This window comes from Micromonospora sp. NPDC018662 (assembly GCF_044391475.1).
GTDB lineage: Bacteria > Actinomycetota > Actinomycetes > Mycobacteriales > Micromonosporaceae > Micromonospora.
In genome coordinates this window covers 151,086-163,430 of sequence record NZ_JBISAC010000004.1, presented here as the reverse complement: position 1 = coordinate 163,430, position 12,345 = coordinate 151,086, and the positions used below count along the sequence as shown (strand labels likewise).

The 12,345-nt window shown below is 71.9% G+C and carries 11 protein-coding genes; 7 read left to right on the top strand and 4 right to left on the bottom strand.

What is annotated here, in order from left to right; all coding sequences use genetic code 11:
- Positions 1-6 precede the first annotated feature (6 nt).
- The gene (locus ACH495_RS14395) at positions 7-693 is read right to left on the bottom strand and encodes a hemerythrin domain-containing protein (protein WP_396858181.1); all 687 of its coding nucleotides are present in this window, start codon (positions 691-693) and stop codon (positions 7-9) included.
- Between the two features lie 219 nt (positions 694-912).
- On the opposite strand from ACH495_RS14395, the gene ACH495_RS14390 reads away from it, so the two are divergent.
- Together ACH495_RS14390 and ACH495_RS14385 are read left to right on the top strand one after the other, a co-directional pair.
- Positions 913-1,452: a phosphatase PAP2 family protein gene (locus ACH495_RS14390; RefSeq protein WP_396858180.1), complete on the top strand. Its 540-nt coding sequence runs from the start codon at positions 913-915 to the stop codon at positions 1,450-1,452.
- Positions 1,453-1,514: 62 nt separating this feature from the next.
- A complete protein-coding gene (locus ACH495_RS14385) occupies positions 1,515-2,258 on the top strand; it encodes an SAM-dependent methyltransferase (RefSeq protein ID WP_396858179.1) in 744 nt (247 codons plus the stop codon).
- A gap of 17 nt (positions 2,259-2,275) precedes the next feature.
- Here the strand turns inward: ACH495_RS14385 and ACH495_RS14380 are convergent, their stop codons facing one another.
- Positions 2,276-3,427: a trypsin-like serine protease gene (locus tag ACH495_RS14380; protein ID WP_396858178.1), complete on the bottom strand. Its 1,152-nt coding sequence runs from the start codon at positions 3,425-3,427 to the stop codon at positions 2,276-2,278.
- Positions 3,428-3,594: 167 nt separating this feature from the next.
- On the opposite strand from ACH495_RS14380, the gene ACH495_RS14375 reads away from it, so the two are divergent.
- Positions 3,595-3,966 (top strand): metalloregulator ArsR/SmtB family transcription factor, encoded by a 372-nt coding sequence (locus tag ACH495_RS14375; RefSeq protein WP_343442478.1) that lies wholly within the window; start codon positions 3,595-3,597, stop codon positions 3,964-3,966.
- Between the two features lie 5 nt (positions 3,967-3,971).
- Here ACH495_RS14375 and ACH495_RS14370 read toward each other — a convergent pair whose 3' ends face one another.
- Positions 3,972-4,127, bottom strand: coding sequence for a hypothetical protein (locus tag ACH495_RS14370; protein ID WP_396858177.1), 156 nt, complete (start codon positions 4,125-4,127; stop codon positions 3,972-3,974).
- Positions 4,128-4,562: 435 nt separating this feature from the next.
- Between ACH495_RS14370 and ACH495_RS14365 the strand changes: the two genes are divergently transcribed.
- The 4 genes from ACH495_RS14365 to ACH495_RS14350 all read left to right on the top strand — a co-directional run bounded on the left by ACH495_RS14365 (position 4,563) and on the right by ACH495_RS14350 (position 10,429).
- Positions 4,563-6,083: an arabinofuranosidase catalytic domain-containing protein gene (locus ACH495_RS14365; protein ID WP_396858176.1), complete on the top strand. Its 1,521-nt coding sequence runs from the start codon at positions 4,563-4,565 to the stop codon at positions 6,081-6,083.
- Between the two features lie 94 nt (positions 6,084-6,177).
- Entirely contained in the window at positions 6,178-7,881 is a 1,704-nt protein-coding gene (locus tag ACH495_RS14360) for a family 43 glycosylhydrolase (protein ID WP_396858175.1), read from the top strand.
- An 11-nt stretch (positions 7,882-7,892) separates the two neighbouring features.
- Complete coding sequence (locus ACH495_RS14355; protein WP_396858174.1) at positions 7,893-9,014, top strand: RICIN domain-containing protein; 1,122 nt, start codon at positions 7,893-7,895, stop codon at positions 9,012-9,014.
- 77 nt (positions 9,015-9,091) lie between these two features.
- Complete coding sequence (locus ACH495_RS14350) at positions 9,092-10,429, top strand: ricin-type beta-trefoil lectin domain protein (RefSeq protein ID WP_396858173.1); 1,338 nt, start codon at positions 9,092-9,094, stop codon at positions 10,427-10,429.
- A gap of 60 nt (positions 10,430-10,489) precedes the next feature.
- Here ACH495_RS14350 and ACH495_RS14345 read toward each other — a convergent pair whose 3' ends face one another.
- The gene (locus tag ACH495_RS14345) at positions 10,490-12,262 is read right to left on the bottom strand and encodes a ricin-type beta-trefoil lectin domain protein (protein ID WP_396858172.1); all 1,773 of its coding nucleotides are present in this window, start codon (positions 12,260-12,262) and stop codon (positions 10,490-10,492) included.
- Positions 12,263-12,345: the final 83 nt, after the last annotated feature.

Here is a 12,345-nt window from a genome sequence, read left to right as displayed (position 1 = left end):
GGTCGCTCACCCGCCGAAGACCCGCGCCTCCCGGCGACGGAAGCCCGGTCGCACCGCCGCCAGCGTCAGCCGCAGCACCGGCCCGGCGATCCGCTTCAGCTCGTCCAGCTCGTCGGGCTCGGCGTAACGCTCGATGCGGGGCAGCTCGAACCGCAGCGCGCCGCCCTTGCGGACGGCCCGCTCCACCGCGTCCCAGTCGGCCACGCTGACGTACCGCCGGATCACCGGGAAGATCAGCCGCTCCTCCTCCTCGATGTGCTCGTCGAGGGCGTCGCGCAGGTGGGCGAGGCCCGTGGCGAGACGCGTCGCGGCGGCCCGCGCCGCTCCCGCCGCCGGCTCGCCCGGGGCGAACGCGGCGACCAGGTCGTCCACGGCCGCGCGCACCTCGTCCAGCATCGGGTCCAGCGAGGCGTGGTCGTCGCTCAGCTCGCGCAGGTCGATCTCGGCGGCGGCCGAGCGCTCCAGCACCGGCCAGAGGACCTCGTCCTCCATCCGATGGTGGTGGTGGATGCCGGCGCAGAGCAGCCACACGTACGTCCGCAGGGCTCGCGCCCGACGACGGTCGTAGGTGATCCGGCCGGTGGCCAGGCGGTCCGACAGGTCGGCCAGCCGCCGGGTGTCGGCGCGCATCGTGCGGTGGTTGATCCGGAAGCCGACGAGGTTCGGTCCGGTCGCGGAATCGGTGGTACCCATGGTCTCCTCCGGCCGCTGCGGTCAGCGGCCCGCTCGGTGCGGTCTGTGCGCCGAGTCTCGATCGCCGCACCTGGCGCTCACTTGGTGCCGGCTTGGTGGCGCGGCGCCGCCACGACGGCGTGGGGAATTCGCCGCTTCCCCGACCTCCGGCAGCGCCCGCGTGCGAGCGTGGAAGCCACCCGGGCCGGGCGGGACAGCCGAGGAGGGGGCGATGGCGTCGTGAACTACCACCTGTTCCAGATGATCAACGCCGGGGCGGGGAAGGTCGACGCCGTCGACGACGCCTTCGAGTGGGCGGCGGTGTGGTTGATCTACGTCCTGGCGGCGTTGGCGGTGGTGCCGGTGCTCCGCGGTGGCCGGCCGGCCGCCGGCGCCGCGCTGCGCGTCCTCGCCTCGCTCGCCCTCGCGTTCGCGCTGGGACGGGTGACCGCCGCCCTCAGCACCGAGGTACGGCCGTTCCAGACCCATCACGTGCACCAGTTGATCCCGCACGCGGCCGGACCGTCGCTGCCCAGCGACCATGCCACCGCCGCGTTCGCGCTGGCCCTCGCGGTCGGCGTCTTCCTGTCGCGACGCTGGGGGGCGGTGCTCACGATCCTCGCGGTGATCATCGGATTCGCCCGGGTCTGGACCGGCGTGCACTACCCCGGCGACATCGCCGCCGGCGCATGCGTCGCCGCCGCCGCCGTCGGGGCGGTCGCGCTCACGGCCCGCCGCTACGCCCACCGGTTCCGGCGGCATCCCGGCGCGACCGCCTGACATCCGGCCCGGACCTCGGAGCATGATCCGACGCACCGGTCCGGTGGTGTTCACTGTCAACCGTGGATCGCCAACGACTCAGCGACATCGCGCACTCGCACCACCCGATCGCGGCGCCGGTCTCCGGCGTCAACGTCAACCGACTGCTGCGCCGGGCGGACCGGCGGCCGGCGGCGCGCATCCTCGACCTCGGCTGCGGGCGGGCGGCCTGGGCGATGCAGGCCCTCGCCCACTACCCGGACGGCCATGCGGACGGCGTCGACATCAGCCCCCACGCGCTCGAACACGCCGCCGCGGCGGCCGAGATGCGTGGCCTCGCCGACCGGCTGACGCTGCACGAGCGCGACGCCCGCGCGTACGTGCCGGACGGCGACTACGACCTGGTGCTGTGCGTCGGTTCGACGCACGTCTTCGGCGGCTTCGCCCCGACGCTGCGGGCCGCCGGCCGGCACGTGCACCCGGACGGGATCCTGCTGGTGGGCGAGGGCTTCTGGCAGGCGCCACCGACCCCGGAGGCCCTGGCCGCGCTGGACGCGCAACCGGAGGACCACACCGACCTCGCCGGCCTGGTCGACGCCGCCGAGGAGGCCGGCTGGACCCCGGTGTACGCGCACCTCAGCGACGCCGCCGAGTGGGACAACTACGAATGGTCGTGGGTCGGCTCGCTCACCGAGTGGGCGCTCGACAACCCCGGCCATCCCGACGCCGCCGACGCGCTCACGGCCGCCCGGGAGCACCGGAGCCAGTGGCTGCGCGGCTACCGCAACCTGCTGGGCTTCGCGACGCTGGTGCTGCGCCGCACCTGACCGCGGTCGGGCGTCCGTCAGTAACCGGACCCGACCACGTCGAACTTCTCCCACGGTCCGACCTCGGCCCGGTTGGCGATCAGCGGGTTCGCCCCGCCGTTGTCGGCGCTGACGTACTTGTTGTTGGCGTTGGCCAGCAGGCTGGTGGTGCCGTCGCTGTTGCGGACGAGCTTGAACGTCTCCCACGCGCCGAGCGCGGAGGCGTTGGCGATGAGCGGAGCCACCCCGCCGTTGATCGGCGCGGTCACGTACCGGTTGACGGTCCGCGAGTAGAGGGCGATGTACCCGCCGCCGACGTCGATCCGGTCGAACTTCTCCCACGAACCGATCTCGGTGCGGCTGGCGATCAGCGGGGTGGTCAGGCGACCGCCCATGGTGACGTACAGCGAGTTGGCCCGGGCCCGGAGGCCGATCACCAGCGGGATGGTCGCCTTGCTGGCCAGGATCCAGTCGCCCAGGTCGTCCACCCGTGTGGCGGTGGCCGTACGGCGGGTCTCGGTCTCGCCGAGGCAGCCGCCCTGCCATGACCGGTCGTGCACGCCGACGAGGGTCGCCACCCCGGCGACCGTGCGCAGGGCCGGCCCGCCCGCGTCGCCGCGACAGAGCGTGGCTCCGGAGGCGGTCCCGTCGAGTTCCACCGTGCCGGCGCCAACGCCCCGTACGGTGACGTCGCCGGCGTGCAGCCGGTTCGGCACCCACTCGGTGGCGGTGCGGCCGTATCCGGCGGCGGTGAGCTGCTCGTCGGCCACCGGGGCGGCGCCGATCGCCACCGGCGCCACGCCGGTGGCGGACTTCTCCAGGCGCATCAGGACGACGTTGCGCGTCGGGTGCGGCACGACGCTGATGACGGCGAGCCGGTGCCCGCCGGTCGACGACAGGTCCGTCCGGCCGACGGTGACGGTGGTGGGGCGTGGCGGTGCGCCCGCCGGGACCGTCTGCGGATCGTCCGCCAGGCACGTGGTGGCGGTCAGCACCCACAGCGGATCCACCAGCGTCCCGGTGCAGGCCCGCAGGTCGTTCTCCACCTTGGCGGTGAACGCGTAGGTCCCGTCCGCGACGGGCGTGGCCCCGCTGACCGCCTGCGCGGACGCGCCGCTCAGCATGCCCGCGCCGACGATCGCGACCGCGAGGGCCGCCCCCCAGCGTGCCGCATGTCCCTTCGATCGCATCTTCCGGACTCCCCGTGTGGTGTGCTCATCGACCGTTATGGAGGCCGAGACTAGGCCATGTGACCTTCGAAGGTGGCCCCGCCGGGGGCGCCTGCCGGAGCCTACGGAGATTCACCGCCGGTGATGCTCGGCGGTTTTGCCGTCCCATTGATGGTGTCGGTGCAACTATGGAGGGCGTGGGAACTGCGAAAACAGCGATGCCGTCCATCTCGCCGCTGACCGGCGAGCCGATCAAGCGTGCCGACGCCGAGCGCCTCGCGGGCGTCCTGAAGGCGTTCGCCGATCCGGCTCGGCTACGGCTGATCAGCCTGATCCAGTCCGCCCCGCAGGGCGAGGCGTCGGTGAGCGACCTGACCGCCCCGCTCGGGCTGTCCCAGCCGACGGTGAGTCATCACCTGCGCATCCTCACCGAGGCCGGGCTGCTCGAACGCGAGAAGCGCGGGGTCTGGGCGTACTACCGGGTGGTGCCGTCCGCGATCGCCGCGATCGCCGACCTGCTGACCCCGCCCCGCAAGCGGGCGACGAAGAAGGCTCGCTGAGGGTCTCACCCGGCCCGGCGTGAACGTGCCCTGACCGGGCACGTGATGACCCGTACGCCGAGGAGGAGCACGGCGACCGCCGGCAGGACCAGCAGCGTCCCTCGGCCGTCGCGCAGGTTGCCGACCCCGAGCAGGGCGAACGCCGGCCCCTCCGCCCGCATCTCGCGGGCGGTGAGCAGCTCCCGGCCGAGCGGCTACCGGCCGTGCTGGCGCTCGGCCCGGAGGCTCGCCGCGCGCGCCGGGTGAACAGCGCCCCGAACCCGAGGCGGACCGCCGCGAAGAACCGGTCCACCATGCCTCCTGGGACGTCGCGCGACCGACCCGGGCCGGCCTGCCCGGCCGCTGACCACTCCGCCATCGACATCGATGTGTTCTAATTATTTGCATCGATGTTTGCGATAACATCCGCGACCGGTATGCCACCACCGAGGCACCTCCGGGAGCGCCGCCTCGTGCCGGGCCGAACACCCCGCGCACCGCACGGGCGGCCGAGTGCGCACAGCGGACGTTGTCGCCTGCACCGACGGTCACCACCACCCGTGAGGCTCCGTGGCGGTACGGACGGTCCCGGAGTCCTGCGCATCCGAGGAGCCGTCATGACCATCCCCCGTCCCCGATCTCCCCGATCAGGGCGACCACGCCTGCTGCTCGCCGCCCTGGCCCTCGTCCTGGCCGCCGGCGGCACCGCCCTGACCACCCAGACCCGGATGGCGGTCGCCGCCCCCGGGCCGGGCTCCGTCGTGGGCGTGCAGTCCGGTCGCTGCATGGACGTACCGAACGGCAGCACCACCAACGGCACCCAGGTCCAGCTGTACGACTGCACCGGCGCGGCGGCGCAGACCTGGACCTACACGTCGGCTCGGCAGTTCACGGTCTACGGCGACAAGTGCCTGGACGCGAACGGTCGGGGCACCAGCCCGGGCACCGCAGTGATCATCTGGGACTGCAACGGCCAGTCCAACCAGCAGTGGACCGTCAACGCCGACGGCACCATCACCGGCCAGCAGTCCGGACTGTGCCTGGACGCCAACGCCGCCGGCACCGCCAACGGCACGAAGCTGATCCTGTGGACCTGCAACGGCCAGGCCAACCAGCGGTGGACCACGTCCACCACCCCGTCGTCCCCGCCGCCCACCTCACCACCCCCGCCCGGTGGCCGGCCGTGTGACATCTACGCCGCCGGCGGCACGCCCTGCGTGGCGGCGCACAGCACCACCCGGGCGCTGTTCTCGGCGTACGGTGGCAACCTCTACCAGGTCCGTCGCGCGTCGGACAGCGCCACCCGCACCATCGGCGTGCTGGGCGCCGGGGGCTACGCGGACGCCGCCGGCCAGGACGCGTTCTGCGGCGGCACGACCTGCGTGATCACCGTGGTCTACGACCAGTCGGGACGCGGCAACGACCTGTGGTACCAGGGCTCCGCGCAGGTCCCCGGCTCCTCCTCCAGCCGACCCGCCACCGCGACCAGCGAGGCGCTGACCGTCGGGGGCGCGAAGGCCTACTCGCTCTACATCAACCCGGGCAACAGCTACTGGCGGGACGGTCACCTGACCGGCGTCCCCACCGGCAGCGCGCCCGAGGGCATGTACATGGTCACCAGCGGCACGCACGTCAACAGCGGCTGCTGCTTCGACTACGGCAACAGCGAGACCACCCGCAGCGCGGACGCCGCCGGCGCGATGGACGCGATCAACTTCAGCACGAGCTGCTGGTTCGGCGGCTGCTCCGGCAGCGGCCCCTGGGTGCAGGCCGACCTGGAATGGGGCCTGTTCCCCGGCGGCAGCTCCTCGTGGAACCCCAACCAACGCGCCTTCACCAGCAAGTTCGTCACCGCCACGCTGAAGAACAACGGCACCTCACGGTTCGCCATCAAGGGCAGCAACGCCCAGTCCGGCGGCCTCTACACGCTCTACGACGGGTCGCTGCCCCCCGGCTACAGCCCGATGAAGAAGCAGGGCGCGATCATCCTGGGCAGCGGCGGCGACTGCTGCAAGCCCGGCGGCGGCGCGAACCTGAGCGCCGGCACGTTCTACGAGGGCGCCATGGTCGCGGGCTATCCCTCCGACGCGACCGAGAACGCGGTCCAGGCCGACGTCGTGGCCGCCGGCTACCGCTGAGACCACCCGCACCCCCACCGAAAGGACAACCGTGTTAGCGCTATCAAAGAGGCGTGGTCGGCGCAGGCTCGCGCTGATCGCCAGCCTGCTCGCGATGATCGGGTTGTTCCCGGCGATCGCCCGGGCGGACAACCCGATCGTGCAGACGATCTACACCGCCGACCCGGCGCCGCTGGTCTACAACGGCCGGGTCTACCTCTACACCGGCCACGACGAGGACAACTCCACCTGGTTCACCATGAAGGAGTGGCGGGTCTACTCGTCCGACGACATGGTCAACTGGACCGACCACGGTTCCCCGCTCAGCCTCGCCACCTTCAGCTGGGCCAAGCAGGACGCGTGGGCCGGCCAGGCGATCTACCGCAACGGCAAGTTCTACTGGTACGTACCCATGGTCGTGCGGGCGACCGGCCAGATGGGCATCGGGGTGGCGGTCGCGGACAGCCCGACCGGCCCGTTCCGGGACGCCATCGGGCGCCCGCTGGTGAGCAACGGTGAGATCGACCCCACGGTGTTCATCGACGACGACGGCCAGGCGTACCTCTACTGGGGCAACCCGAAGCTGTGGTACGTCAAGCTCAACGCGGACATGATCTCGTACTCGGGCAGCCCGACGCAGATCCCGCTGACCACCGCGGGCTTCGGCACGCGGACCGGGGACGCGAACCGGCCCACCCTGTACGAGGAGGGGCCGTGGGTCTACAAGCGCAACAACCTCTACTACAACGTGTTCGCCGCCAAGTGCTGCTCGGAGTTCCTCGCCTACTCGACGGCACCCGGCCCGCTCGGGCCGTGGACCTACCGCGGGACGGTCATGCCCACCCAGGGCAGCAGCTTCACCAACCACCCCGGGATCGTCGACTACAAGGGCGGCTCCTACCTCTTCTACCACAACGGGGCGCTGCCCGGCGGCGGTGGTTTCACCAGGTCGGTGGCGGTGGAGAAGTTCTCCTACGGCGCTGACGGCTCGATCCCGACGATCACCATGTCCACCGCCGGCGCCCCGCAGGTCGGGACGCTGAACCCGTACGTCCGGCAGGAGGCCGAGACGATCGCCTGGGGGCAGGGCGTCGAGACCGAGGCGGCCAGCGGCGGCGGGATGAACGTCGGCTTCATCGACAACGGGGACTACATCAAGGTCAAGGGCGTGGCGTTCGGGACCGGGGCGACCTCGTACACCGCGCGGGTGGCGTCGGCGGGTAGCGGCGGCACCATCGAGCTGCGCCTGGACGGCACCGGCGGCCCGCTGGTCGGCACCTGCCGGGTGTCCGGCACCGGTGGCTGGCAGACCTGGGCCGACACCACCTGCCCGGTCAGCGGCGCCACCGGCACCCACGACCTCTACCTGCGGTTCACCGGCGGCAGCGGCTCGCTGTTCAACCTCGACCACTGGCGGTTCAGCTCCGGCACCAGCACCCCGCCGACCGACCCGCCGCCGACCACCCCGCCCCCGACCACCCCGCCGCCCACCACTCCCCCGCCCACCACCCCGCCCCCGACCAGCGGCGCGTGCGCCGCGACCTACCGCACCACCAGCACCTGGTCCGGCGGCTTCCAGGGCGAGGTGACCGTCACCGCCGGCGCCTCGGCGATCAACGGTTGGACGGTGGGCTGGAGCCTGGCCGGAGGCCAGAGCATCAGCCAGATCTGGGGCGGCACGCTGAGCACCAGCGGCTCCACGGCCACGGTGCGCAACGTGTCCTACAACGGCTCCGTGCCGGCCGCCGGCTCGACCACGTTCGGGTTCCTGGCGAACGGCTCACCGTCGACCCCGTCCCTCACCTGCACCAGCCCCTGAGAGGAGCCTTGATGCGTACCAGGAAAGGATGGCTCGCCGCGGTCGCGGCGCTGGCCATGTCGGTCGCCGGGGTGCTGACCCCGGCCGGCCCGGCCGGGGCCGAGTCCAACGGCGGGGTACGGGTGATGCCGCTCGGTGACTCGATCACCGAGGGCACCCAGGTCCCGGGTGGCTCCCGGATCGGGCTGTGGCAGCGGCTCGCCGCCGGCGGCTACCGGGTCGACTTCGTCGGCTCCCAGTTCAACGGCCCGGGCAGCCTCGGCGACCACGACCACGAGGGCCACCCGGGCTGGCGGATCGACCAGATCGACGCCAACATCACCGGCTGGCTGAACACCTACCAGCCACGCACCGTGCTGCTGCACATCGGCACCAACGACATCCTGCAGAACTACAACGTCTCCACCGCGCCGAACCGGCTCTCCACGCTGATCGACCACATCACCGCGACGGCGCCCACCGCCGACGTGTTCGTGGCGCAGATCATCCCGCTGGCCAACGCCGGCCAGGAGTCGGCGGTGCGCACCTTCAACGCCGCCATCCCGGGGATCGTGCAGTCCAAGGTGAACGCCGGCAAGCGCGTCCACCTGGTCGACCAGCACTCGGCGCTGACCACCGCCGACCTGATCGACGGCATCCACCCGACGGCCACCGGCTACGACAAGATGGCCGCCGTCTGGTACGCCGCGTTGCAGTCGGTGTCCGGCAGCATCGGCACGCCGGGCAACGGCGGCGGCACCTACCAGAACGTGCAACTGGTCGGCGCCGGCTCGGGCCGGTGCCTGGACGTGCCGAACGGCAGCACCACCAACGGCACCCAGGTCCAGTTGTACGACTGCTGGGGCGGCACCATGCAGCGCTGGACGTACACCGCGGGCAAGCAGTTGCAGGTGCTGGGCAACAAGTGCCTGGACGCGAACGGGCGCGGGACCGCGAACGGCACCGCGGTCATCGTCTGGGACTGCAACGGCCAGGCCAACCAGCAGTGGAACGTGAACGCCAACGGCACCATCAGCGGCGTGCAGTCCGGCCGCTGCCTGGACGCGGCCGGCTACGGCACCGCCAACGGCACCCGGATCAACCTGTGGGACTGCCACAACGGCTCCAACCAGCTCTGGACCACCCGCAGCTGACGTGCAAGGCGGGGCCCCTTCTTAACGCCTCCGGCATAGAAGGGGCCCCTTCTCACCCATGAGGAAAGGAGTACGCCATGCCGAGACATCGGCTCATCGTCGGCGTCGTCGCGGGGGTGGCGGGGCTCGTACTCGCCATGGGCGGCGCCGCGCTCGCCGACGGGCCGCGGCCCGTCGGCGTCGGCCCGCTGGCGGCGACCGCGGGCTGCGGCAAGGCGCCGGCGCTCACCAGCGGCTCGCACACGATCTCCAGCGGCGGCCAGAACCGCTCGTACATCCTGCGGCTGCCCGACAACTACGACAACAACCGCCCGTACCGGCTGATCTTCGGCTTCCACTGGAACGGCGGCACCGCGGGCGACGTCGACTCGGGTGGGACCAGCGGCTACCTGTGGTCCTACTACGGCATCCGGGCGCTGTCGAACAACAGCGCGATCTTCGTCGCCCCGCAGGGCAACGGCAACGGCTGGGCCAACCCAAACGGTCAGGACCTGACGTTCGTCGACGACATGGTCCGCACGTTCGAGGCGGGCCTGTGCGTCGACACCACGCAGCGGTACGCGATGGGCTTCAGCTACGGCGGCGGCATGAGCTACGCCCTCGCGTGTGCCCGAGCGAACGTGTTCCGCGCGGTCGCGGTCTATTCCGGCGCGAACCTCAGCGGGTGCAACGGCGGCACCCAGCCCATCGCCTATCTGGGGATCCACGGGCTGCGCGACGGCACCCTGCCGATCTCGCTGGGCCGGTCGCTGCGTGACCAGTTCGTCCGCAACAACGGCTGCACCCCGCAGAACCCGCCCGAGCCGGCGCAGGGCAGCCTGACGCACGTCGTCACGTACTACTCGGGATGCCGGGCCGGCTACCCGGTCGCCTGGGCCGCCTTCGACGGGCCGCACGCCCCCAACGCCGTGGACGGCACCGCCGACCCGTTCGCGCCCGGCGAGCGGTCCTGGACCCAGGCGGTGGTGTGGCGGTTCTTCACGCAGTTCGACGGCACGACGCCGACGAACCCGCCGACCACCCCACCGCCGGCGTCCGCCCGGCAGCTCGTCGGCGGGCAGTCCGGCCGCTGCGTCACCGCGCCCGTCCAGACCTCCGGTACGCAGGTGCAGTTGCAGGACTGCGCCGGGCAGTCCGGCCAGCTCTGGACCGCCACCTCCGGCCGGCAGCTGCAGGTGGCCGGCAACCTCTGCCTGGACGCGAACGGCGCCGGCACCACGAACGGCACCGCGGTGATCGTGTGGACCTGCAACGGCCAGGCCAACCAGCAGTGGAACGTCAACACGAACGGCACCGTCACCGGCGCGCAGTCCGGCCTGTGCCTGGACGCCAACGCCGCCGGCACCGCCAACGGCACGCGGCTCATCCTCTGGGCCTGCAACGGCGGCGCCAACCAGCAGTGGAGCTGGCGCTGACGTGTTAAGCGGGGCCCCTTCCTATGCCGTAGGCGTTAAGAAGGGGCCCCGCCTTGCATCTCAGCTTTGGAGGGTCCAGCGTTGGTTGGCGCCGTTGAGGCACTGCCAGAGCTGGACCCTGGTGCCGTTGGCCGTGCCGAACGCGCTGGCGTCCAGGCACAGGCCGGACTGCACGCCGGTGATCGAACCGTCGGCGTTGAGGTTCCACTGCTGGTTGGCCTGGCCGTTGCAGTCCCAGATGACCACCGCGGTGCCGTTGGCGGTGCCCTGGCCGGACGCGTCCAGGCACTTGGTGCCGTACACCGTCAGTTGCTTGCCCGCGGTGTAGCTGAAGCGCTGGTTGGCGCCGCCGTGGCAGTCCCAGAGCTGGACCTGGCTGCCGTTGGTGGTGGTGGAGCCCGGCACGTCCACGCACCGGCCGGACTGGCCGCCGACGATCTGGCCGCTCTGGCCGGTGGGCCCGCCGCCGCCGGGCGGCAGCAGGGTGACGGTGGACGTGTCGTTGACGGCCGCGTGCGAGACGTTGATCGTGGTGCCGTTGTTGGACAGCGTCACCACGCTGTCCCGCACGGTGACCGGGCCGGACACGGCGCTGCCGTTGTGGTACGGGATGTTCTGCACCACCACCCGGACCTGGTTGTTCACCACGATGCCGCTGGTGGCGTCCAGGCGCTGGACGTTGACCGCCACGTTGCCGGTGGTCGAGTTGCCGCCGATGAGGATCTTCGCCGAGCCGGCGTCCCGGGTGGCGAACGCGTCGTAGGAGGCGCTCGGCGTGACCGAGGCGATCTGGCCGGTCATCGAGCCGTAGTACTGGTAGGCCCACCATTCGCCCTTGGGCTGGTACTGCCCGCTGGAGTTACGGGTGAGCAGGCTGGCCAGGTCGTTGTGCAGGTTCTGGCCGCCGGCCCAGTTGGCCCGCAGGCCGTCCGCGCCGGCGCGTTCCAGCCGGGCCAGGTACCACGCGCCACCGGCGGGGTTCTGCTGGTTGGACGCGCCGTACTCGTTGATCTGGTGCGGTCGCGGGTGCGGGATGCCGCGGGAGTCGAGCGTCTGGTTGGCGGTGGCCACGTTGGCCACCGGGTCGCCCGGCAGCGAGTGCCAGCTGAAGATGTCCGGCACCACGTTGTTGGCCTTGACGTAGTCCAGGTACTGCGTCCACCAACCGCTCGTGGCCGGCACGCAGGCGCAGCTCGGGCCGACGATCAGCATGCCCGGGAACGCGGCTCGGATGCGCTGGTAGGTGCGCCGCCACAGCTCGAAGTACTGCGACTGGGGCCGGTTCCAGAACAGGGTGATGTTGGGCTCGTTCCAGATGTCCCACTGCACCGTGACGCCGGCCGCGCGCACGTCGGCGAAGAGCCGGTCCAGGAAGCGGTCGTAGTCGCTCCAGTCCCCGTTGTCGCCGGGGAAGCGGCTGATCGCGGCGCCGTCGGCGCCCCACAGGTCGTGGTCGAGCAGCACGAACGTGCCGCCCAGGGCCGCGGTGCGTCGGGCCTGCGCCACGGTGGCGTTCCAGCGGCGGTCGTAGCCACCGCCGACCCAGCCCTGGCCCGGCAGTTGGGCGCCGCCGGCGCGCATCGCCCGGAACTTGACGTCCCGGAAGAAGTTGTCCGGCGGGTTCTGGCCGTTCTCGGTCATCCCGTAGATCCAGCCCGATCCGCGGTAGGTCGGCGTACCCAGCGCGGTGGAGAAATTGACGGTGAGCGACTCGTCGGCGGCCCGGGCCGGGGCCGCGGCGACCGCGAGCGAGCAGGCGACGGCGGCGGCGCCGGCCGCGATCCGGGCGGCGAGGCCGCGGCTCCGTGGTGCCCGGGGACGGGGGATGTTCACTGGTGACTCCTTCGGCAGGGCGGGGATGCTGCGGAGGACGTCCTAGCGAATCGATTCGCCGGGCAGCCTAGGCGTTGACAACC

Coding starts and splice junctions, on each gene's coding strand:
- ACH495_RS14395 (WP_396858181.1), bottom strand. CDS start 693: ATGGGTACCACCGATTCCGCGACCGGACCGAACCTCGTCGGCTTCCGG.
- ACH495_RS14380 (WP_396858178.1), bottom strand. CDS start 3,427: ATGCGATCGAAGGGACATGCGGCACGCTGGGGGGCGGCCCTCGCGGTC.
- ACH495_RS14375 (WP_343442478.1), top strand. CDS start 3,595: ATGGAGGGCGTGGGAACTGCGAAAACAGCGATGCCGTCCATCTCGCCG.
- ACH495_RS14370 (WP_396858177.1), bottom strand. CDS start 4,127: ATGCGGGCGGAGGGGCCGGCGTTCGCCCTGCTCGGGGTCGGCAACCTG.
- ACH495_RS14365 (WP_396858176.1), top strand. CDS start 4,563: ATGACCATCCCCCGTCCCCGATCTCCCCGATCAGGGCGACCACGCCTG.
- ACH495_RS14360 (WP_396858175.1), top strand. CDS start 6,178: ATGATCGGGTTGTTCCCGGCGATCGCCCGGGCGGACAACCCGATCGTG.
- ACH495_RS14355 (WP_396858174.1), top strand. CDS start 7,893: ATGCGTACCAGGAAAGGATGGCTCGCCGCGGTCGCGGCGCTGGCCATG.
- ACH495_RS14350 (WP_396858173.1), top strand. CDS start 9,092: ATGCCGAGACATCGGCTCATCGTCGGCGTCGTCGCGGGGGTGGCGGGG.